This window comes from uncultured Marinococcus sp. (genome assembly GCF_947493875.1).
Classification (GTDB): domain Bacteria; phylum Bacillota; class Bacilli; order Bacillales; family Marinococcaceae; genus Marinococcus.
On the sequence record NZ_CANLSU010000002.1, the window covers coordinates 368,446 to 388,553 of the forward strand.

Sequence of the window (20,108 nt, forward strand, 5' to 3'; positions counted from 1 at the left end):
CCATACGCAGCACGGGTATTTTTCTCTGCATATACAAATGTCTATCTAACAAGGACTATTCACTATCATACTAGGAATAGTTGATTGTTTCAATGTAACAGCGATGGTGAATAAAAGTTATTTCTGACAAATGAAAAAATTAGTGTGGGAGATAACTTCACAGATAGATGGGAAAAGGAGGGGAAGTTTATTATGATATAGATAACCTATCTCCACTTAGGGGAGAAAATGGAGGGATAACGATGAAGGAGCCAATTATATGGGCTGTGGCAATGTTGGTTGCGTTTCTCGCTCTGTTTTTAACGGGGACTCTGCAGCTGCAGGGATTCGAAAGTGTTATTATTCAAATGATTGGCTTCAGCGGCATGGTTTTTGCGATTTTGTACAGCGTACTGCTGACACAGAAATCAAACGACGAAAAGGACCAGGCATTCAAACGGTGAGTGAAGACCGACATAATAATGAAAAGCATGAAAAAGCATCCGGTTTTTCCGGATGCTTTTTGCGTCTTATTTTGCAGAAGTGGAAGTTCTGTGCGAAAGACGATCCGAGCTTGGCTGGATCGCGGAAGTGTCCTGGCGGTTGGCCAGAAATTCCGGCCGCGGCTCCTGGCCGCTGAACGGATCCACGAGCTTGTTTTCCACCGAGTTGAACACGAAGAAGACGTTGCTGCGCGGGTACGGCGAAATGTTGCCGGCCGAGCCGTGCATCGTGTTGCAGTCAAAGAAGAGCACCGAGCCCGCCGGGCCGGTCGCGCGGTCAATCTGGCCGCCGGCCTGCTCCGTGAGCCATTCCATGCTTTCGTTGTCCGGCACGCCGGTCTCCTGCTTTTTGAGTGACTGCTTGAAGTTGTCCTCCGGCGTGATGCCCGGGCAGGACACGTACCATTTCTGCGAGCCGGGGATCAGCATGAGCGGGCCGTTGAACTCGTAGTTGTCCGTCAGAATGATCGAGCAGCTGAGCGCACGCATGTCCGGCATGCCGTCCTCCATGTGCCAGGTTTCAAAATCCGAATGCCAGTAGAACTCCTTACCTTTAAAGCCTGGCTTAAAGTTTATCCGGGACTGCATCATATACACCTGACTGCCGAGGATCTGCTCGGCGGCTTTGACAATGCGTTCGTTTTTGGCGAGCATTTCAAAGAACCCGCTGTCCTTGTGGATTTCGAACACGGAGCGGACTTCGTTGCTGTTCGGCTCCTTGATCACGTCGGGCGCGTCGCGCTGTTCGTTGCGCTCCATCGTTTCCCGGAGCTCGCGTTTCATCATCTCGACTTCCTCATCGGTAAACAGCTTCTGGAGCATGAGGTAGCCGTTCTCGTCGTAAAAGTCCAGTTCCTTCTGCTGCAACGGGCCATCATAGCCGGCGTTTCCGTGGACTACCGGACCCTTCCGGTTCATGATTTCCTTATGGTCGCCTTGTCTGGATGGATATTTATCGACTGCCATTGTTCCAAATACCTCCTTTATATTTTAACCAAGGATTAAATCCTCAGTCAGTCAGACACATTCCCGGCTTAAAAAGGAATAAACATTAGAAACGGAAAATTTTTAATAATTAAATAAGCAGGAAAACTTCTAAGCCGGATATGGTGCGTATTGGACTCATATTAAAAAAATTCATTTTTTTAAGCGTTAACATCTTCTCTGGATCACCTAGTATATATTCGTATACTTTCTGTTGTGCCGGGAGATTTGGCATTGGCATCCGCCCTTTGGGATTGGTACAATGTTAAGCATTGAAAAGTCGACACAGGAGGATCTTATATGCACATTGTTACTTCCACGTTTAAAGTACCGGAAGAAAAAGCGGATGAAGTTATTGAGATTTATAAAAATAGATCGGGCCGGGTCGATAAGGCAGAAGGCTTTTTGAAGTTTCAGCTTCTGCAAAACGAAAAAAAGCCCGGTGAGCTGACGGTCTACATGGTATGGTCGTCCAAACAAAACTATCTGAACTGGGCGCGCAGTAAAGAATTCAAAGAGATTCATGAACTGGAAAAGAACTATCCGGATCAGGAGCTTGCTGGCATCATACCAGAAGTCCATCAGTACCAGGTGGTAGCAGAATGACGCCGGAGGTAAAAGAAAAAATAGTTCAGCACGTATCCGAAGAAATATACAAAGCCCACCCCTGGCTTTGGGACAAGTTTAAAGAAAGGGGACGGGAGAAAACAGAAGAAGATAATCATCACCATCTTAAACACCTTGAAACGTCCTATGCTCTTTCTGACATTTCCTTTTTTCTTGATTATACAGCGTGGTTGGAATCGGTCTTAAACGAGCGCGGTGTACCTACTACCATCATTATTGATAACTTTGAACGATTAAAAACAGTTTTTTCGTTATACTTGAACGAAAAAGAACGGCTATTTTTCACAGAATGTATAGAAAAGAGTATTAGACTGCTTGAAGAAAACATTCAGAAACAAGGTGACAATTAATGGCGATACGACCTGAAGACCTGACAGATATGATGCTGGATGGACTCGATGAAGAATCCTGGCAGGAAATTCAAAAAGTAAATAAGCACATGACATTGACTGAAATTTATGAAGATCTTCTGACGCCCGCTATGTATCATGTAGGTGAGCTGTGGCAAAAAAATAAAATATCGGTTGCTGATGAACATTTGGCCACAGCTACTTGTGATTTTCTGCTTTCGCGGCTGGAGGGGCGTGAAGACAACCGGCAGCTGGGAGCGCCGAAAGCATTGCTTTTCGGAGTAGCAGAAGAACAGCATTATTTAGGTTTAAGAATGGCAGCGTCCATCTTCCGGGAACACGGCTGGTCAGTAAAGTATCTCGGGCCAAACCTTCCGGCGGAGCAGGCATTCGCTTTTGCGGAAAAATGGCAGCCGCAGGCTGTGGCTATGTCGGCCGCCCTTTCATACCGTCTTCCTTCATTGTTTTCCTACATTGAGGCGTTTACTGAGCTGAAAGAAAAGCCGGCAGTGCTTCTCGGCGGAAAAATAGCCAGAGAGCGGGATGTGAGCGAATTATTTTCTGGAAAAGTTATCCGGATGGACGGCCTGCGCACCCTTGAGAATTGGATCGCCGGAAAAGGGGAGGACGACGTATATGCCAGATCTCATTCCTGATGATCTGCCGCTTCCTTACGTACAAATTGATAAAAATTATAAAATTATCTATATGTCTGCTTCCGCGCGAAGTCGTTTTGGAAACAAGGAATTTTTTTATGAGTGGCTGGATGAAGGAAGCTGGGAAAAGGCAAAACGATTGTTTTACGAGTTGCCGGAAGAAGATAGTACGGAGTTGATTTTTTTGACGGCAGATAATACTCCCACGGTGGTGGATGCTTACACGAAAAAAAGCAATGACCTGCATATTCGTGTTTTGCTGGTCCCAAAGGACCAAAGCTACCGAAATGTTTCAGGGAAGCTCGAACGTTTGCGTGATCGACTCCGGGAGACGAATACAGAGCTGCTCGAGGAAAAAGAAACGATGGAAGCGGTTGTTCAGGAAAACTATCTTTTATCTGCTCCTTTTATTGAAATTACAAAAGAAATGGCCCTTGTGCCTCTGCACGGTGATATTAACGAGCAGAAGGTGACGCTGATTACAGAAAAAATCACAAGTGCCTGGCACCGCGGGGAGTACGAAAAAACTATTTTCGATTTTACTGGAGTAGGAGAAGTGAACGAAAAAGGAATGAAGGAATTACGTGGAACCTTTGAGGCGCTTGCATTGATGGGAACAAAGGTTATCGTTACCGGGGTGCTTCCACGCCAGGCTAAGCAGCTTCAGGAGATGCATGCTGCCTTTACTTTTGAATTCAGCCGTTCGCTTGAACAAATATTGACGGCTTCTCTCAGGAGTGAAAAGTAAAATGAAACTTTCCAACCGCTAAGGTTTCCGCTACAATAAAAGGGAAGAAAGCGTGTGGAGGAGGCCTGGCAGTTGGCACTTACTTTTTACGGGTATCCCCCGTGCGGTACATGCCGCAAAGCAAAAAAGTGGCTGGAAGCAGAGGATATTTCTTTTGAAGAGTATCATATTGTGGAACATCCCCCTTCGAAGGAAGAATTAAAAGCATGGAAAGAACAGGAAGGGCTTGAGTGGAAGCATTTCTTTAACACAAGCGGAAAGAAGTACCGGGAAATGGATCTGAAAACCCGGCTTCCGAAAGCATCTGAAAAAGAGGTGCTGGAATGGCTGACTTCTGACGGGATGCTTTTGAAAAGGCCTATTGTGACAGACGGCGAGAGTGTCACCCTTGGGTTTAAGGAACCAGTTTTTGAGGAAAAGTGGAAATCGTAATAGTATTTATTTGAAGGAGGACGATTATGTATGAGTGTACCAGACGAACTTTTGTATTCAGAAGAACACGAATGGGTTAAAAAAGAAGACGGACGTCTTCGTGTCGGTGTCACGGACTTCGCCCAGTCCGAGCTTGGCGACATTGTATTCGTAGAGCTTCCGGAAGTGGGAGATGAACTTGAAGCAGGAGAGCCGTTTGGAAGTGTAGAATCCGTTAAAACGGTATCAGAGCTTTACGCCCCGGTTACAGGAAAGGTCGTAGAAATTAACGAAAATCTGGATGATTCTCCTGAATTCGTCAACGAATCTCCATATGAAAAAGCCTGGATGATCGTTGTAGAACCTTCCAATGAAAGTGAATTGGACGACCTGATGTCACCAGCCCAGTATTCAGACATGGTAAGTGATGATTAATACTGATTTACATAGAAGCCGTCCTTTTGAAGGGCGGCTTCTTTTTATGAACAGTTTCTGTTTGGCTGCTTTCCAGTTTTTCGGGGATGAAAACTAAAGGTTGACGCTTATAGGCAAAGGTGCTATTATCAATAGCATCGTCAAATATGAACGGATAATCATCGTTCACTTATCAAGAGAGGTGGAGGGGCTGGCCCTGTGAAACCCGGCAACCAGTCTGCATAAGCAGACATGGTGCCAATTCCTGCAGGCATACGTGTCTGCAAGATGAGTGGAAAGGATCCTTTAAAACCTTTCTGCTCGTGTGCAGAAGGGTTTTTTCTTTATGGTCCGGTATGGAAAAAGAATAACTACCGGAATCATGACGATTTAAAACATACTATTTACATCGTTTTAATAAAGATAAAGAAAAACGATGAAGGAGAGAGCGGTATGATCCAATTAAAAGGTTTATCCAAAGCCTTTCAGACAAAAACACAAACTGTTACCGCCGTAGATAACGTCAACCTTTCTATTGATGAAGGAGAAATTTTCGGAATTATCGGCTACAGCGGTGCGGGCAAAAGTACGCTTGTGAGGCTGTTAAATAAGCTCGAAACGGCTACCAGTGGTGAAGTAACCATTGAAGGAGAAAGCATTACTTCCCTGAAAGGACAGTCCCTGCGCAGTGCGCGCCAGGAAATAGGCATGGTATTCCAGCACTTTAACCTGCTGTGGTCCCGCACGGTGGCAGAAAACATTGCCTTTCCGCTCGAAATCGCAAAACAGTCAAAGCAGGAACGAAGCAGACGGGTTCAGGAGCTGGTTGACCTCGTCGGTCTTGAAGGCCGTGAGGATGCCTATCCCTCCCAGCTGAGCGGCGGCCAGAAGCAGCGGGTCGGTATTGCAAGGGCCCTTGCTAACAATCCGAAGGTGCTGCTGTGTGACGAAGCAACATCGGCACTGGACCCGAAAACAACAGATTCTATTCTTGCTCTGCTGACAGATATTAATAAAAAGCTGGGACTTACCATAGTTCTGATCACGCACGAAATGCATGTGATCCGTAAAATCTGCCACCGGGTGGCGGTAATGGAGAGCGGCAGAGTCGTTGAAGAAGGACCTGTGCTCCAGGTATTCCGGAATCCGAGGGAGCATATGACGAAAGAATTTGTCCGTCAGATTACGGAGCCGGAGGAAGATGCCTCGGAAATTGTGTTCGATGAAGAAGAGAACGGTGCAGTTGTCCAGCTGAAGTTTTTGGAAAACAAAGCTGAACAGCCCTTTATTTCCAAGGTCATCCGCCAGTTTGATGTGGATGTAAACATTATTCAGGGAAAAATTTCCCAGACGCAGCGCGGCAGCTACGGTTCCCTTTTCATCCGCATCAAAGGCAGCAGCGAAGAAATCGATAAGGCGCTGGCCTACCTCCGCGAAGAAGAGATAGAAGCAGAGGTGATGGAGCGTGTTTAATAATTTGACAGCGGAAATAAACTGGGAAAACATGTGGATTGCTACGTGGGAAACCGTCTATATGAGCCTGATTGCCGTGGCAGCCACATTTTTACTCGGTACGATACTCGGGGTACTGCTGTATTTAACAGATAAAGGAAACATGTGGGAAAACAAGCCGGTGCATACGGTGACAGCAGCGATCGTTAATATTTTCCGCTCTATTCCATTTATTATCCTGATCATTCTGCTTATTCCGTTTACAACCTTTTTGATTGGCACGATGCTTGGACCGAGCGCAGCACTGCCGGCACTGATTATCGGTGCCGCCCCGTTTTACGCCCGCCTGGTGGAGATTGGTCTGAGAGAGGTGGACAAGGGCGTTATTGAAGCCTCACAGGCGATGGGAGCGAGCCAGTGGCAGATCATTCAAAAAGTGCTTCTGCCGGAAGCGCTGCCGTCCTTAATCTCCGGCATCACCGTGACTGGTATTACGCTGGTCAGCTATACTGCCATGGCCGGTGTTGTAGGCGGCGGAGGCCTTGGGAACCTTGCATATCAGGAAGGGTTCCAGCGCAGCAATAATGAAGTAGTATTTGTTGCTACAGTGCTGATTCTTGTTATTGTCTTCATTCTGCAATGGATCGGCGATATTTGGACGAGACAGATAGATAAACGATAATTATTATATTAACGGGGGAATTTTTCATGAAAAAAACACTACTTGGCGTTTCACTACTTTCTACGGCAGTACTGGCAGCCTGCGGCTCTGATTCAGAGTCAGGCGGCGGTTCCGAAGAAGAAACACAGACACTTACGGTAGGGGCTACAAGCGTCCCGCACGCAGAAATTCTGGAGTTTGCCGAAGACCAGCTGTCGGAAGAAAATGTGGAGCTTGAAATCGAAACATTCAATGACTATATTGTTCCAAACGAAGCGCTTGCTTCGGAAGAAATTGATGCAAACTATTTTCAGCACATTCCTTACCTTGAAGATCAGATGGAAGAAAATGAAGAGTTTGACTTCGTCAATATGGGCGGCATTCATATCGAGCCAATCGGTGTTTATTCCCAGGAGTATGACAGCCTTGATGCCCTTCCGGACGGAGCAGAAATAATTATGAGTAACTCGGTGGCAGACCACGGCCGGATTCTGCAGATGCTTGAGCAGGAAGGCGTCCTCACGCTTGAAGAAGGCGCCGGCGTTGAAGCAACAGTGGATGATATTGCCGAAAATCCGAAAGACCTGCAGTTCCAGGCGGACATTGACGCGGCTACGCTTCCGCAGGTGTATAATAACGGCGAAGGGGATGCCGTATTCATCAATTCCAATTATGCAATTGATGCAGAGCTGAACCCTCAGGAGGACGCTATTGCGCTTGAAAGTCCGGAGGATAATCCGTATGTGAATGTGATAGCAGCCCGGGCAGAGGATGAAGATAATGAAACAATTCAGACGCTTGTAGATGTGCTGCAGTCGGATGAAACCCAGGAATTTATTGAAGAAGAATATGACGGAGCCGTCATTCCTGCAGAGGAGTAATAGCGGTCAGGCCGGACTCGTTGACTGAGTCCGGCCTTTTATATTGGGAGAAAAATAGAAGGGAATCTTCATTGAAAGAGTTTTTCCTTTTTTACTTCTCAGTCAGGTTTGGTATACTGTAAGAGTGATTGAAGAAAAGCATTGGATAGGGAGGGTCGTTCCTGCAATTGGTTTGTATAGGCACCCTCCTTTTTGTATGAACGCTTTTATTGAGAATGAAATGAGCGTATTCTCATTTATTTCCCGTGCGGTTTTTTGCCATATAGTAGCAAAAAAATGAAATATATCGGGAGAGAAAGCGAGTTTGCTTGAAGTCAGTTTACATTTGTTATAAAATAATAATTATAATAAATAGAGAAAAAACAGCGGTTTCCGCTTGATTCCAAAATATGGAGGTATGCAAAATGGCAACGCCGAACTTGAAAATTGAGAATTTGCATGTAGAAATTGAAGGTACTGAAATCATTAAAGGCTTCGACCTGGAAATGAACGGCGGAGAAATCCACGCAATCATGGGACCAAACGGAACAGGTAAATCCACCCTTGCTTCTGCAGTGATGGGCCACCCGAAATATGAAATCACTAAAGGAACTATTACGCTTGATGGAGAAAACGTACTCGACATGGAAGTCGACGAGCGCGCAAGAGCAGGCCTCTTCCTCGCAATGCAGTATCCTAGTGAAGTGAGCGGTGTAACAAACTCTGACTTTATGCGTTCAGCCATTAATGCTAAGCGCGGAGAAGGAAACGAAATCCAGCTGATGAAATTTATCCGCCAGATGGACGAAAAAATGAACATGCTTGAAATTGACGAATCGTTCTCCCAGCGTTACTTAAACGAAGGGTTCTCCGGCGGTGAGAAAAAGCGTAATGAAATTCTTCAGCTTCTCATGATGGAACCAAAAATCGCTATCCTGGACGAAATCGACTCCGGTCTTGATATCGATGCGCTCAAAGTCGTTTCCAAAGGCGTAAACGACATGAAAAGCCCGGACTTTGGCGCCTTAATCATCACTCACTATCAGCGTCTCTTAAACTACATTACTCCGGATAAAGTACACGTCATGATGCAGGGACGCATCGTTAAATCCGGCGGCGCCGAACTAGCTCAGCGTCTCGAAAGCGAAGGCTATGAGTGGATTAAGGAAGAACTCGGCATTGAAAACGAACGCGTTGGGGAACCACAGGAATAATTTTAACAGCAGGGGAGGCGAAATAATGTCTATAGATACTACTTGGAAATATGACGAGAAATACGTTGAAGATTTCTCGGCTAAACAGAACGAACCAAAGTGGCTGAAGGACCAGCGGCTAAGCGCCAGCCGTTTAGCAGAAAAGCTGGAAATGCCGAAGCCGGAAAAAACGAACATTAAAACCTGGAACTTTACCGAATTTGAACACGAAGGCACTCCGAAGGAAACTTTTTCTTCGTCTGAGGAACTGCACGAACAGGTGCAGGGACTTATCGATAAAAACGCTGCACAGCAGAATCTCCTTGTGCAAAGAGATGGCCAGACGGTTCTGTATGAAGCAAGCGCTACGCTTGAAGAACAGGGCGTAATTTTCACAGACATCGCAACAGCGGCTATTGAGCACGGCGATCTGCTTGAGCGTTATTTCATGGGCAATGCCGTACAGGTGGACGAGCATCGCTTTACAGCGCTTAACGTAGCGCTCATGAACGGAGGTACATTCATCTACGTTCCGAAAAACGTAAAGGTTGAAGCTCCGCTTCAAACAATCTACTGGCTCGAACAGGCTGATATGGGACTGTTCAACCACGTGGTTATTGTAGCCGAAGCGAACAGCGAAGTGACGTACCTTGAAAACTACGTTTCCTATGATACAGAGACACCTTCCGTTGTTAATGCGATCGCAGAGGTTTATGCAGAAGAAGGCGCGAACGTTTCCTTTGGCGGCGTGGACCACTTAGAGAAAGCGACCACGGTTTATACCAACCGCCGCGGCTACGCCCTCAAAGATGCAAGCATCGACTGGGCACTCGGCCAGATGAACGAGGGTAACACAGTATCGGACAATACGACTGCACTTGTAGGCGATGGTTCGACTTCTGACAAAAAATCTGTGGCTATCGGACGCGGAGAGCAGAGCCAGAACTTCTGGGCCCATATTATCCAGTTTGGCAAAAATACAGACGGCCAGATTCTGACTCACGGCGTTATGAAGGACAAAGCCTCCGCTATCTTTAACGGCATTAACAAAATTGAACACGGGGCGACCAAAGCCAACGGGGAGCAAACTGAACGTGTACTCATGCTCAGCGAACGTGCCCGCGGCGACGCGAACCCGATTCTTCTTATTGATGAAGACGACGTTACAGCCGGTCACGCAGCTTCTGTAGGTCGTGTTGATCCGGTTCAGCTTTACTACATGATGAGCCGAGGTATTCCGAAGACAGAAGCAGAACGCCTTATTATTCACGGCTTCCTTGCTCCAGTAGTAGACGCACTGCCAATTCAAGCTGTGAAAGATCGTCTGACGGAGGTTATCGAAAGGAAAGTATACTAATGGATGTAAAAGCCATTCGTGAACAGTTTCCTATACTGCAGCAGGAGGTAAACGGAAGTCCGCTTGTCTATCTCGACTCTGCGGCAACTTCCCAAAAACCGCTGCAGGTAATCGAAGCGGTCAGTGATTATTACCGCCGTTATAATTCAAATGTCCACCGCGGCGTGCATACGCTTGGGAGCATGGCAACGGACGAGTATGAAGGAGCACGGGAAAAGGTCCGCTCCTTCATCAACGCCCCTTCCTCTCAGCAGATTATCTTCAACCGCGGTACAACAGTCGGTATTAACACAGTAGCTTCAAGCTACGGGGATGCTCATCTGCAGGAGGGCGATGAAATCGTCCTGACAGAAAAAGAGCATCATTCCAATATTATTCCGTGGCAGCAGGCAGCAAAACGTAACGGAGCCCAGCTCCGGTATGTGGAGCTCGAAGCAGACGGAACGGTGACGGCAGAAAATGTACGCAGAGCCGTTTCCGAAAAAACAAAAATTGTGGCGGTCAGTCACGTGTCAAACGTACTTGGCACGGTTGACCCCATTAAAGATATTGCCGCTATCGCCCATGAACACGGAGCGGTCATCGTCGTGGACGGTGCACAGAGTGTGCCGCACATGACGGTGGACGTGCAGGATCTGGATGTGGATTTTTACGCCTTTTCCGGCCACAAAATGGGCGGACCAACCGGCATTGGAGTGCTCTACGGCAGAAAATCTCTCCTGGAAAATATGGAGCCGGTGGAATTTGGCGGCGAAATGATTGACTTTGTAGGGCTCTATGATTCAACATGGAAAGAAACCCCGTGGAAGTTTGAAGGGGGCACACCGATCATTGCTGGTGCTATTGGTTTAGGGGCAGCAATTGATTTCCTGAAAGAGATAGGCCTGGATAACATTGCTGCTCACGAGAAAGAGCTTGGCCAATACGCGCTGAAGCAGTTATCGGCGGTGGACGGCCTGGAAATATACGGGCCGAAGGAACGGACTGGAATTGTGACATTCAACGTGCAGGACGTGCATCCGCATGACGTCGCCACCGTGCTCGACGCGGAAGGTATTGCGGTACGCGCCGGCCATCACTGTGCCCAGCCGTTAATGAAGTGGCTTGACGTTGCTTCTACCGCCCGTGCCAGTTTTTATCTTTATAACTCCACAGAAGATATTGATGCTTTGGCAGAGGGGTTAATAAGAGTAAAGGAGTATTTCGGTGATGTCTTCGCATAATTTAGATACACTTTACCGCCAGGTCATCATGGATCACTATAAAAATCCGAGAAACAAAGGCGACCTGGAGGAAGAAACACTTCATGTCAACATGAACAACCCGACATGCGGCGACCGCATTCAGCTTCAGCTGAAAGTGGAAGAGGAACAAATCGCCGATGCAAGGTTCGTTGGGGAAGGCTGCTCGATCAGCTTGTCCTCCGCTTCGATGATGACAGAGGCTGTCAAAGGCCATACTGTCGAAGAAGCACTGGATATGGCGCAGATGTTTTCGCAGTTAATGCAGGGCGAAGAGATCGACGATACGAAATACGACCTTGGCGATATCGAAGCTCTGCAGGGCGTGACGAAGTTTCCTGCCCGTATTAAATGCGCGACACTTGCGTGGAAAGCCATGGAAAAAGGGTTAGTGGAAGAAGAAAACCGTTCATAATACAGCAACGTGCTTGAAACGCAGCGGGAATGAGACTACTTATTCCCGACTCTAAGGAGGTATTTTCATATGGCAAAACAAATGCCGGAAATTGGTGAAGACTATCAGTATGGTTTTCATGACAAAGACGTTTCCATCTTCCGTTCGGGTAAAGGCCTTACAGATGAAATTGTAAAAGAAATTTCTAAAATTAAAGAAGAGCCGCAGTGGATGCTTGACTTTCGTCTGAAATCGCTGGAAATCTTCTATAAAAAACCAATGCCGCAATGGGGCGGCGATCTCTCCGGACTGGACTTTGACGCTATTACGTATTATGTAAAACCGTCCGAGCGTTCTGAAAAATCGTGGGACGAAGTACCGGAAGAAATCAAAAACACATTCGATAAGCTCGGTATTCCGGAAGCGGAGCAAAAGTATCTGGCAGGGGTATCTGCACAGTACGAATCCGAAGTTGTATATCACAACATGGAAAAAGAGCTTGAAGATCAGGGTATCGTGTTTAAAGACACAGATACAGCAGTGAAGGAAAACGAAGAGTTGTTCCGTGAGCACTTCGGAAAAGTTATCCCGCCGTCAGATAACAAATTCTCGGCGCTGAACTCCGCAGTATGGTCCGGCGGCTCCTTCATCTATGTACCAAAAGGTGCAAAAGTAGAAACTCCGCTTCAGGCTTATTTCCGGATTAATTCGGAAAACATGGGACAGTTTGAGCGTACGCTGATCATTGCAGACGAAGGCAGCTCCGTGCATTATGTAGAAGGGTGTACCGCACCAGTTTACTCCACGGATTCCCTGCACAGTGCCGTTGTTGAAATCATCGTGAAAAAAGATGCGTACTGCCGTTATACAACGATCCAAAACTGGGCACCAAACGTTTACAACCTCGTTACAAAACGGGCAGTTGCAGACGAAGGCGCCACCATGGAATGGGTTGACGGTAACATTGGCTCCAAATTGACGATGAAATATCCATCGATTATTATGCGCGGTGAAGGTGCGAAAGGTACTGTTCTTTCCATCGCTATCGCCGGCCGCGGCCAGCATCAGGACGCAGGCGCAAAAGTAATGCACCTGGCTCCAAACTGTTCCTCCACTATCGTTTCGAAATCCATTTCGAAACAGGGCGGAAAAGTAACGTACCGCGGTATTGCGAACTTTGGACGCAAGTCCGACGGTTCCAAATCGAAAATCGAATGTGATACGTTGATTATGGATAACGAATCCACTTCGGATACGATTCCGTACAACGAAATTTATAACAACAATATTGCTCTTGAACACGAAGCAACGGTATCAAAAGTATCGGAAGAGCAGCTCTTCTATCTTATGAGCCGCGGCGTTGGTGAACAGGAAGCAACTGAAATGATCGTTATGGGCTTCATTGAGCCGTTCACAAAAGAACTGCCAATGGAATATGCCGTAGAAATGAACCGTTTGATCAGCTTTGAAATGGAAGGATCCATCGGTTAATCTTTCTGCCCAGTACGAAAAATAGGAACTGTCCTTTAAAGAGCTGCTACTGCTCTAAAAAGGGCAGTTTTTTTGTTTTATTTTAAAGAAGAACGTGAAAAGAACAGGGAGGTGAATAAATGATGATATACGTTGGCTTAACCGGCTGGGGGGATCACGACTCCCTTTACCCAAAAGGATTAAAGCAGACTGATAAGCTGAAGGAATACAGCAAATATTTTCCAACTGTAGAGGTGGATTCTTCCTTCTACGCTATTCAGCCGAAGAAAAATATAGACAAATGGCTCCGGGAGACGCCGGATTCGTTTCAATTTATTATGAAGGCCTATCAGGAAATGACCGGGCACCAGCGGGGTCCGAGCAAATATGAATCAAAAAAGGAAATGTTCGAGCAGTACGCTCTGTCGGTACGTCCGATGAAGGAAGCAGGTAAATTAGCGATGGTGCTTTGCCAGTTTCCGCCCTGGTTTGAATGCAACCGGGAAAATGTGGACTATCTCCGCTACTTAAGAGATCAGCTGCACGAATTCCCCTGTGCTCTTGAGTTCCGCCATGAGTCATGGTTTCATCCGACCTTCCGGGAAAAAACGCTCGAATTCATGAAAAATGAAGACTGGATCCATTCCGTGGTGGACGAACCGCAGATCGAAGGCGGGTCAGTGCCGATTGTTGAAGAAGCCACCACGTCTTCCAAAACGTTAATTCGTCTGCACGGGCGTGACAGGAACGCATGGCTGAAGCCAGCACGCGGCCAGGAATGGCGAAAGGTGCGCTATCGCTATAATTATTCCGATGCAGAGCTTCAGGAATGGCAGGAACGGGCGGAAAGGCTGCAAAAAGAAAGCAGCGACGTGTATATGATTTTTAATAATAATTCCGAACGCCACGCGGCTCCGAACGCACGCCGGCTGCTCGAGCTTTCCGGTATTGAATACGAAGGCCTTACTCCAAAACAAACTTCTCTCTTTAATGACGAGACCCGTGATTCGTAGTAAGATAAAAGAAGATGAAATGCACTCGTTTCTGCACCTCAGCATGTGGAAACGAGCACAAAGGCGGTGAGACCTGTTGTCCTCCAGTTTTTCTGTTTACCTGTACCACACAAACGATATTCACAGCGATTTGGATCAATGGACACGAACAGCAGCATATTTAAAAGAACGGGAAAAATTCCGGCAGGAGCGGGGGGAGTCAGTCCTTCTTCTGGATCTCGGGGACCACACTGACCGGGTGCACGCCGTCACAGAAGCTACACGAGGAAAAGGAAATGTGGAGCTGATGAATGAAGCAGGGATTCAGTATGCTGCGATTGGGAATAATGAAGGCATCACGTTTTCAAAAGAAGAGCTGAACCATATGTACGATGGTGCCGGGTTTCAGGTGCTTCTGGCCAACCTGTTTGATACAGACGGCCGCCGTCCAGAATGGGCGGAGCCATATAGTATCCATACGACAAAAGAAGGGGTACGGATCGGCCTGCTCGGCGTGACCGTTCCTTTTTATCCGTTTTATGAAGGACTGGACTGGAAGATCACGGATCCTGAGCATGTGATAGAAGCATTTCTGCCCGAGCTGCGGGAACAGTCGGACGTGATGGTTTTAATGTCGCACCTTGGCTATCCGAAGGATTTAGAGCTCGCTTCCTCCTATGATTTTGATGTTATTCTGGGAGCACACACCCACCATCTGCTTGAAGAACCGGAATGGATGGACAATACGTTGATTACGCAGTGCGGAAAATTTGGTATGCACGCTGGAGAGCTTGAACTCCGGTTTGAAGAAGGTTCGCAGCGCCCTTCAGGCATTGCTGGACGAACGGTGGATATGCGCCGGCAAAAGCCTTCCCCAGTCACTGAAAGGCTTCTGGGAGCGCTTGAGGACGAAGCAGATAAAGATATGAATGAAGTAGTGACGGAGATTGCAGAGCCGCTATCGGTGTCATGGACCCGGGACTCTCCATTTGCCTCGCTTCTTGCCGACGGGCTGCGGGAGTGGTGCAAAGCAGAAATTTCCATGTTGAATTCAGGACTGCTTCTTCATTCGCTGCCGGCAGGACCGGTGACGAAGAAAGATATTCACCGCCTGTGTCCTCATCCGATCAACCCATGCGTAGTGGCGGTGAAGGGGGATGTGCTTGAAGAAGTAGTAAAGAAGGCTTTTACGGAGGAAATGATCCGTCTGCCGCTGAAGGGATTTGGCTTCCGTGGGGAGATGCTCGGTCATATGGTATTTAGCGGCATGCAGATAGAAGCGGACTACAAATACGGAGAATGGACGGTGCAGAGTATCCGGATCGGAGATGACCTGCTTGATCACGCAGAAACGTATGAGCTGGCCACGCTTGATATGTTTACGCTCGGTCCGTTATACACCGGCTTATCCAACGCAGAATCGAAACAATACTATATGCCGGAAATGATGCGGGATATTCTGGCTGATGTACTGGTAAAACAGTATACAGCCAGGTCCTGATAATTTGCCTGCAGATGGAATGCCTTCAGCTTGCTGTTAAGCTTGAAGGTGCTTCTGTCATGCGGTAATAGAAGTACAAACATAGGGAGGCATAAACGTGAAACAATACTTAGATCTCTGCCGTCACGTACTCGAAAATGGCGGGAAGAAAGATGACAGAACCGGCACGGGCACAATCAGCACCTTTGGATGGCAGATGCGCTTTGACCTGCAGCAGGGTTTTCCGGTAATCACTACGAAAAAACTGCACCTGCGTTCTATTATTCATGAGCTGCTCTGGTTTTTACAGGGAGAAACAAATATTGCCTATCTGAAAGAAAATAAAGTGAAAATCTGGGATGCCTGGGCAGATGAAGAAGGCAATTTAGGGCCAATCTACGGCAAGCAGTGGCGGTCATGGGAAGGAGCAGGAGGCAAAACAGTGGACCAGATTTCAGACGTGGTGGAAGCGATCAAAACGAATCCGGACTCAAGGAGACTGATCGTCAGCGCCTGGAACGCAGCAGAAATCGAAGATATGGCGCTTGCACCGTGCCACTGCCTGTTCCAGTTCTACGTCCAGGACGGAAAGCTGTCATGCCAGCTGTACCAGCGGAGCGCAGATATTTTTCTTGGCGTGCCGTTTAACATCGCTTCGTACGCCCTTTTAACGCAAATGATCGCACACGTGTGTGACCTTGAGCCTGGAGAATTTATTCATACATTCGGGGATGCTCATATTTATAACAACCACGTGGAACAAATCAGAACGCAGCTTGAGCGTGAGCCGAGAAGCCTTCCGGAAATGAAAATTACCCGGAACGTAGACTCTATTTTTGATTTTACCATTGATGATTTTTCTCTCGAAGGGTACGACCCGCATCCGCATATTAAAGGTGAGGTGTCTGTATGATCGCATTTGTAGCTGCAGTCGCAAATGACCGGGTGATCGGATATAAAAATGACCTCCCCTGGCATCTTCCTGCTGACTTGAAGCATTTTCAACAGGTAACAAAGCACGGGACCGTTATTATGGGCAGGAAAACATTTGAATCGATGAACGGGCCGCTCCCATCACGCACAAATATCGTTATCACGGGAAATACGGACTGGTCACATGAAGGGGCACAGGTGGTGAATGATATTGAGGACATCCGCCGGCTTGCCGGGGAAGAGAAGCTGTATTACGTTATCGGAGGCAGCGGGGTTTTCACAGAGCTGCTGCCCGACGCCTCTTATATGTATCTGACCCATATTGACGCCGAGGTTCCGGGAGATACGTATTTTCCGGAATGGAATGAATCGGAATGGGAGATTGCTGAAAAGGAAGAAGGACCCGTGGATGAAAAAAACAGGCATCCACACCGGTACGTAACCTACAAACGAAAAAGCTTTAACGATTGAAAACAATCCCGGCAGACCTGTGAAGGCTGCCGGTTTTTTTGAAGAGGAGGGCTGAATGAATTTAAAGCTCAACCGGCACCTGGATGCTCTATGTTAAAATAGAAAAAATGAATTGAACAGTCAATGGAGCTCTTAGGTTTTAATCAGTACTGATCTTTAGGCGCGTGGGCACACAATTTTTATTCGTACGGTTTTTTCGACTTTTTAAGGCGGAAGGCTGGTGGAAAAATGAAGCCCGCAGTTAAAAGGATCGTCGTTATCGCCGGAATCAGCACGGGGATTTTCGCAGCTGTCCTTGCAGGATTGGTATTTTTCAGCACTACTGAAGAACCTTCGGGAAATATGGAGAGCTTTGCTTTTAGCGAAGTGAAAGAAAGTGGTCCGGATCTTCCAGAGCTTTCCTTTTACAAAGGTGCAGATAGCGAAAGGTTAGCCTACCGGAGCTACCAGTCGGAAGAAAGTGAACGAATAGTAATTATGCTGCACGGCTCCGGATACCACAGCAGCTACCTTCATCCTTTAGCGAAAGAGCTGGCAGCACAGGAGGCGGCAACGGTAGTAACTCCTGACCTTCGTGGGCACGGCCCAACGACTGAAAGCAGGGGAGACGTAGATTATGTCGGACAGATTGAGCGCGATCTGGAGCAGCTGATTGTTCACGTCCGTGAAAAATACCCGGAAGCTTCTCTTTACCTGGGCGGCCACTCAAGTGGCGGTGGGAGTGTTATTCGCTTTGCTGGCGGCAGTAGAGAGGTGGACGTGGACGGATATCTTCTGCTTACGCCTTACATTCATCACAATTCAGAGGTGAACCAAAATACCGGACAGGGATGGTCGAATCCCAATATTCCGCGCATGGCAGCTCTGTCAATTTTCAATAATTTGGGAGTTACGTTCTTTAACGGCAAAGACGTCATTTCATTTAACATGCCTGAAAGTTACCGGGACGGGACAGAAACCTTATATTACAGCTACAGGCTTCAAACATCGATGCATCCAAGAGATGATTACAAAAAGGATATTCAGGGCCTGGAGTCAGACACCCTTGTAATAGCAGGTGAAAAGGACCGTTCATTTCACGTGGAAGCGTATCCTTCGTTATTTGAAAATCAGAAGCATGCGGAGGTTGTGCTGAAGGAAGATCTTTCTCATTTCGGCGTAGTAACAGAATCGGATTCGCATGAAGCAATAGCTTCGTGGCTTAAAAATCGGTGATGACCTTCTGACCGTGATAAAAGCAGCAAAAAAGGGGGCTTTAAAAAAAGAGCTCCCTTTAATAAAAAACAAGCGTTTACAAAAAACTTTTCTCCCTTGTACTTTGACAAGGCAAAGAAAGATAAATATAATGAATTATCAGACAAAAGTTGTGCATCGGCTGATGTTCACATAGTCATGTAACAGACAAAAAGGAGGAAGCTTGATGGCTGCAAGAGAACAATGGGGAACACGTGCGGGCTTTATTATGGCAGCAGTTGGATCTGCGATCGGGCTCGGAAACATTTGGCGCTTTCCGGCTACGGCGTTTGAAAACGGCGGCGGCGCATTTTTTATCCCATACTTATTTGCGCTGCTGACAGCGGGTATTCCGCTTTTGATCATGGAATTTACCATGGGCCATAAATACCGGAGCGCAGCACCAAGAACGTATTCAAAAATGAACAAAAATGTGGAGTGGATCGGCTGGTGGGCCGTGGCGGTAGCATTTGTTATTTCTACATATTATCCTGTTATCATCGCCTGGTCCTTGTCCTACACCGTTTTTTCCTTCAATTTAAGCTGGGGGGCAGACACCGAAGCATTTTTGTTTAACGACTATCTGCAGCTGGCAGCTCCCGGGCAGTTCGGCGGCATGACGATCGGGGTGCTTATTCCGTTAATCATCGTCTGGGCGATTGCGCTCGGCATATTATTTAAAGGGGTGCAGCGCGGGATTGAACTGGCAAACCGAATTTTTATTCCGACGCTGGTCGTTATCTTTCTTATCATCTGTATCCGTGCAGTCACTCTTCCGGGGGCAGCACAAGGTCTTCAGGCTTTCTTTGAACCGGATTTTGGGGCGCTTACCCAGGGCGGTGTCTGGGTCGCCGCATACGGACAGATTTTCTTTAGTCTATCCATCGCTTTTGCGATTATGATCACCTATTCCAGTTATCTGCCGAAGAAGTCAGATATTACAAACAATGCCTTTATTACCGGCTTTAGTAACTCCAGCTTTGAGCTGCTTGCCGGGATCGGCGTCTTTTCAGCTCTCGGGTTTATGGCCCAGCAGCTGAATGTCGGGGTGGAGGAAGTGGTAGCCGGCGGTGTCGGACTTGCCTTTGTCGTCTTTCCGCAGATTATCAGTGAATTTCCGGCGCTCAGCGGCCTGTTTGGTGTTCTTTTCTTCCTGTCGCTCGCCCTGGCAGGATTATCATCACTTATTTCTATCGCCGAGACGTACATTAAAGGCCTGCAGGAAAAATTCGGCTGGGCGCGCAGAAAAGCAGTCGGTATCGGTGGCGGCGCAGCGGCCTTATGTTCCCTGATATTTGCTACCCGCGGCGGTCTGAACTTCCTCGATGCAGCCGATTACTTTATCAATCAATTTGGCGTGGCTCTGCTTGGTCTGGTGGAAGTGGTATTGATTGCATGGGTGCTCCGCAAGCTCCCGGAATTTCAACAGCACGCCAACGCCATTTCTGATATCCGCCTTGGCAGCTGGTGGAAGGTATGCCTTGGCATCATTACGCCAATTGTGCTTGGTTATATGATGATCGATTTATTCCTGCAAAACATTCTAAACCAGTTTGATACCGAAAATGGAAATTACGCCGGGTATACAGACGGATTTATTTTCGCCAGCGGCTGGGCCGTGGCCCTCGCTGCTTTAGCGGCAGGCATCATTATGTCCCTCATACGCTGGAAAGGCTTATCCAAAGAGGAGGCTGAGTAA

22 protein-coding genes and 1 riboswitch are annotated in these 20,108 nt (G+C 47.4%); of the genes, 21 read left to right on the plus strand and 1 reads right to left on the minus strand.

The features are described 5' to 3' along the window. Positions 1–242: 242 nt before the first annotated feature. On the plus strand, positions 243–443 hold the full coding sequence (locus Q0757_RS04725; protein WP_022793919.1) for a hypothetical protein: 201 nt from the start codon (positions 243–245) through the stop codon (positions 441–443). A 66-nt stretch (positions 444–509) separates the two neighbouring features. On the opposite strand, the gene thpD is transcribed toward Q0757_RS04725, so the two are convergent. After that, positions 510–1,448: an ectoine hydroxylase gene (thpD, locus tag Q0757_RS04730; protein ID WP_298785219.1), complete on the minus strand. Its 939-nt coding sequence runs from the start codon at positions 1,446–1,448 to the stop codon at positions 510–512. A 318-nt stretch (positions 1,449–1,766) separates the two neighbouring features. On the opposite strand from thpD, the gene Q0757_RS04735 reads away from it, so the two are divergent. The 20 genes from Q0757_RS04735 (at position 1,767) to Q0757_RS04830 (ending at position 20,108) form a co-directional block, all read left to right on the plus strand. Beyond that, complete coding sequence (locus Q0757_RS04735; protein ID WP_298785220.1) at positions 1,767–2,072, plus strand: antibiotic biosynthesis monooxygenase; 306 nt, start codon at positions 1,767–1,769, stop codon at positions 2,070–2,072. Next, positions 2,069–2,443: a hypothetical protein gene (locus Q0757_RS04740; protein WP_298785221.1), complete on the plus strand. Its 375-nt coding sequence runs from the start codon at positions 2,069–2,071 to the stop codon at positions 2,441–2,443. Before Q0757_RS04735 ends, Q0757_RS04740 begins: the two co-directional genes overlap by 4 nt. Continuing rightward, complete coding sequence (locus Q0757_RS04745; protein WP_298785222.1) at positions 2,443–3,099, plus strand: B12-binding domain-containing protein; 657 nt, start codon at positions 2,443–2,445, stop codon at positions 3,097–3,099. Before Q0757_RS04740 ends, Q0757_RS04745 begins: the two co-directional genes overlap by 1 nt. Beyond that, complete coding sequence (locus tag Q0757_RS04750) at positions 3,080–3,847, plus strand: STAS domain-containing protein (protein ID WP_298785223.1); 768 nt, start codon at positions 3,080–3,082, stop codon at positions 3,845–3,847. Before Q0757_RS04745 ends, Q0757_RS04750 begins: the two co-directional genes overlap by 20 nt. 72 nt (positions 3,848–3,919) lie before the next feature. Beyond that, the gene (locus Q0757_RS04755) at positions 3,920–4,279 is read left to right on the plus strand and encodes an arsenate reductase family protein (RefSeq protein ID WP_298785224.1); all 360 of its coding nucleotides are present in this window, start codon (positions 3,920–3,922) and stop codon (positions 4,277–4,279) included. Between the two features lie 30 nt (positions 4,280–4,309). Beyond that, on the plus strand, positions 4,310–4,693 hold the full coding sequence (gcvH, locus tag Q0757_RS04760) for a glycine cleavage system protein GcvH (protein WP_298785225.1): 384 nt from the start codon (positions 4,310–4,312) through the stop codon (positions 4,691–4,693). A 166-nt stretch (positions 4,694–4,859) separates the two neighbouring features. Further along, positions 4,860–4,967: riboswitch (SAM riboswitch) on the plus strand. 158 nt (positions 4,968–5,125) lie between these two features. Next, on the plus strand, positions 5,126–6,145 hold the full coding sequence (locus Q0757_RS04765) for a methionine ABC transporter ATP-binding protein (RefSeq protein ID WP_298785226.1): 1,020 nt from the start codon (positions 5,126–5,128) through the stop codon (positions 6,143–6,145). A 31-nt stretch (positions 6,146–6,176) separates the two neighbouring features. Further along, complete coding sequence (locus Q0757_RS04770) at positions 6,177–6,806, plus strand: methionine ABC transporter permease (protein ID WP_298785393.1); 630 nt, start codon at positions 6,177–6,179, stop codon at positions 6,804–6,806. Between the two features lie 26 nt (positions 6,807–6,832). Next, a complete protein-coding gene (locus Q0757_RS04775) occupies positions 6,833–7,666 on the plus strand; it encodes a MetQ/NlpA family ABC transporter substrate-binding protein (protein ID WP_298785227.1) in 834 nt (277 codons plus the stop codon). A gap of 404 nt (positions 7,667–8,070) precedes the next feature. After that, complete coding sequence (sufC, locus tag Q0757_RS04780) at positions 8,071–8,859, plus strand: Fe-S cluster assembly ATPase SufC (RefSeq protein ID WP_298785228.1); 789 nt, start codon at positions 8,071–8,073, stop codon at positions 8,857–8,859. 25 nt (positions 8,860–8,884) lie between these two features. Then, positions 8,885–10,195: a Fe-S cluster assembly protein SufD gene (gene sufD / locus Q0757_RS04785; protein WP_298785229.1), complete on the plus strand. Its 1,311-nt coding sequence runs from the start codon at positions 8,885–8,887 to the stop codon at positions 10,193–10,195. Further along, positions 10,195–11,418 carry a cysteine desulfurase gene (locus Q0757_RS04790; RefSeq protein ID WP_298785230.1) on the plus strand — a complete coding sequence of 408 codons (1,224 nt, stop codon included), beginning with the start codon at positions 10,195–10,197 and terminating at the stop codon, positions 11,416–11,418. Before sufD ends, Q0757_RS04790 begins: the two co-directional genes overlap by 1 nt. Then, positions 11,405–11,851: a Fe-S cluster assembly sulfur transfer protein SufU gene (gene sufU / locus Q0757_RS04795; protein WP_022793933.1), complete on the plus strand. Its 447-nt coding sequence runs from the start codon at positions 11,405–11,407 to the stop codon at positions 11,849–11,851. Before Q0757_RS04790 ends, sufU begins: the two co-directional genes overlap by 14 nt. 69 nt (positions 11,852–11,920) lie before the next feature. Then, entirely contained in the window at positions 11,921–13,321 is a 1,401-nt protein-coding gene (gene sufB / locus Q0757_RS04800; RefSeq protein ID WP_298785231.1) for a Fe-S cluster assembly protein SufB, read from the plus strand. A gap of 122 nt (positions 13,322–13,443) precedes the next feature. Beyond that, entirely contained in the window at positions 13,444–14,313 is an 870-nt protein-coding gene (locus Q0757_RS04805; RefSeq protein ID WP_298785394.1) for a DUF72 domain-containing protein, read from the plus strand. A 76-nt stretch (positions 14,314–14,389) separates the two neighbouring features. Next, the gene (locus tag Q0757_RS04810; RefSeq protein ID WP_298785232.1) at positions 14,390–15,793 is read left to right on the plus strand and encodes a bifunctional UDP-sugar hydrolase/5'-nucleotidase; all 1,404 of its coding nucleotides are present in this window, start codon (positions 14,390–14,392) and stop codon (positions 15,791–15,793) included. 97 nt (positions 15,794–15,890) lie between these two features. Further along, entirely contained in the window at positions 15,891–16,685 is a 795-nt protein-coding gene (locus tag Q0757_RS04815; RefSeq protein WP_298785233.1) for a thymidylate synthase, read from the plus strand. Continuing rightward, entirely contained in the window at positions 16,682–17,176 is a 495-nt protein-coding gene (locus tag Q0757_RS04820; protein WP_298785234.1) for a dihydrofolate reductase, read from the plus strand. Before Q0757_RS04815 ends, Q0757_RS04820 begins: the two co-directional genes overlap by 4 nt. A 228-nt stretch (positions 17,177–17,404) precedes the next feature. Next, positions 17,405–18,391: an alpha/beta hydrolase gene (locus Q0757_RS04825; RefSeq protein WP_298785235.1), complete on the plus strand. Its 987-nt coding sequence runs from the start codon at positions 17,405–17,407 to the stop codon at positions 18,389–18,391. 205 nt (positions 18,392–18,596) lie between these two features. Further along, a complete protein-coding gene (locus tag Q0757_RS04830) occupies positions 18,597–20,108 on the plus strand; it encodes a sodium-dependent transporter (RefSeq protein WP_298785236.1) in 1,512 nt (503 codons plus the stop codon).

What these genes read in the sequence shown, in the direction of transcription:
- Q0757_RS04725 (WP_022793919.1), top strand. Translation starts at nt 243, where the DNA reads ATGAAGGAGCCAATTATATGGGCTGTGGCAATGTTGGTTGCGTTTCTC.
- thpD (WP_298785219.1), bottom strand. Translation starts at nt 1,448, where the DNA reads ATGGCAGTCGATAAATATCCATCCAGACAAGGCGACCATAAGGAAATC.
- Q0757_RS04735 (WP_298785220.1), top strand. Translation starts at nt 1,767, where the DNA reads ATGCACATTGTTACTTCCACGTTTAAAGTACCGGAAGAAAAAGCGGAT.
- Q0757_RS04740 (WP_298785221.1), top strand. Translation starts at nt 2,069, where the DNA reads ATGACGCCGGAGGTAAAAGAAAAAATAGTTCAGCACGTATCCGAAGAA.
- Q0757_RS04745 (WP_298785222.1), top strand. Translation starts at nt 2,443, where the DNA reads ATGGCGATACGACCTGAAGACCTGACAGATATGATGCTGGATGGACTC.
- Q0757_RS04750 (WP_298785223.1), top strand. Translation starts at nt 3,080, where the DNA reads ATGCCAGATCTCATTCCTGATGATCTGCCGCTTCCTTACGTACAAATT.
- gcvH (WP_298785225.1), top strand. Translation starts at nt 4,310, where the DNA reads ATGAGTGTACCAGACGAACTTTTGTATTCAGAAGAACACGAATGGGTT.
- Q0757_RS04765 (WP_298785226.1), top strand. Translation starts at nt 5,126, where the DNA reads ATGATCCAATTAAAAGGTTTATCCAAAGCCTTTCAGACAAAAACACAA.
- Q0757_RS04770 (WP_298785393.1), top strand. Translation starts at nt 6,177, where the DNA reads ATGTGGATTGCTACGTGGGAAACCGTCTATATGAGCCTGATTGCCGTG.
- Q0757_RS04775 (WP_298785227.1), top strand. Translation starts at nt 6,833, where the DNA reads ATGAAAAAAACACTACTTGGCGTTTCACTACTTTCTACGGCAGTACTG.
- sufC (WP_298785228.1), top strand. Translation starts at nt 8,071, where the DNA reads ATGGCAACGCCGAACTTGAAAATTGAGAATTTGCATGTAGAAATTGAA.
- sufD (WP_298785229.1), top strand. Translation starts at nt 8,885, where the DNA reads ATGTCTATAGATACTACTTGGAAATATGACGAGAAATACGTTGAAGAT.
- Q0757_RS04790 (WP_298785230.1), top strand. Translation starts at nt 10,195, where the DNA reads ATGGATGTAAAAGCCATTCGTGAACAGTTTCCTATACTGCAGCAGGAG.
- sufU (WP_022793933.1), top strand. Translation starts at nt 11,405, where the DNA reads ATGTCTTCGCATAATTTAGATACACTTTACCGCCAGGTCATCATGGAT.
- sufB (WP_298785231.1), top strand. Translation starts at nt 11,921, where the DNA reads ATGGCAAAACAAATGCCGGAAATTGGTGAAGACTATCAGTATGGTTTT.
- Q0757_RS04805 (WP_298785394.1), top strand. Translation starts at nt 13,444, where the DNA reads ATGATATACGTTGGCTTAACCGGCTGGGGGGATCACGACTCCCTTTAC.
- Q0757_RS04820 (WP_298785234.1), top strand. Translation starts at nt 16,682, where the DNA reads ATGATCGCATTTGTAGCTGCAGTCGCAAATGACCGGGTGATCGGATAT.
- Q0757_RS04825 (WP_298785235.1), top strand. Translation starts at nt 17,405, where the DNA reads ATGAAGCCCGCAGTTAAAAGGATCGTCGTTATCGCCGGAATCAGCACG.
- Q0757_RS04830 (WP_298785236.1), top strand. Translation starts at nt 18,597, where the DNA reads ATGGCTGCAAGAGAACAATGGGGAACACGTGCGGGCTTTATTATGGCA.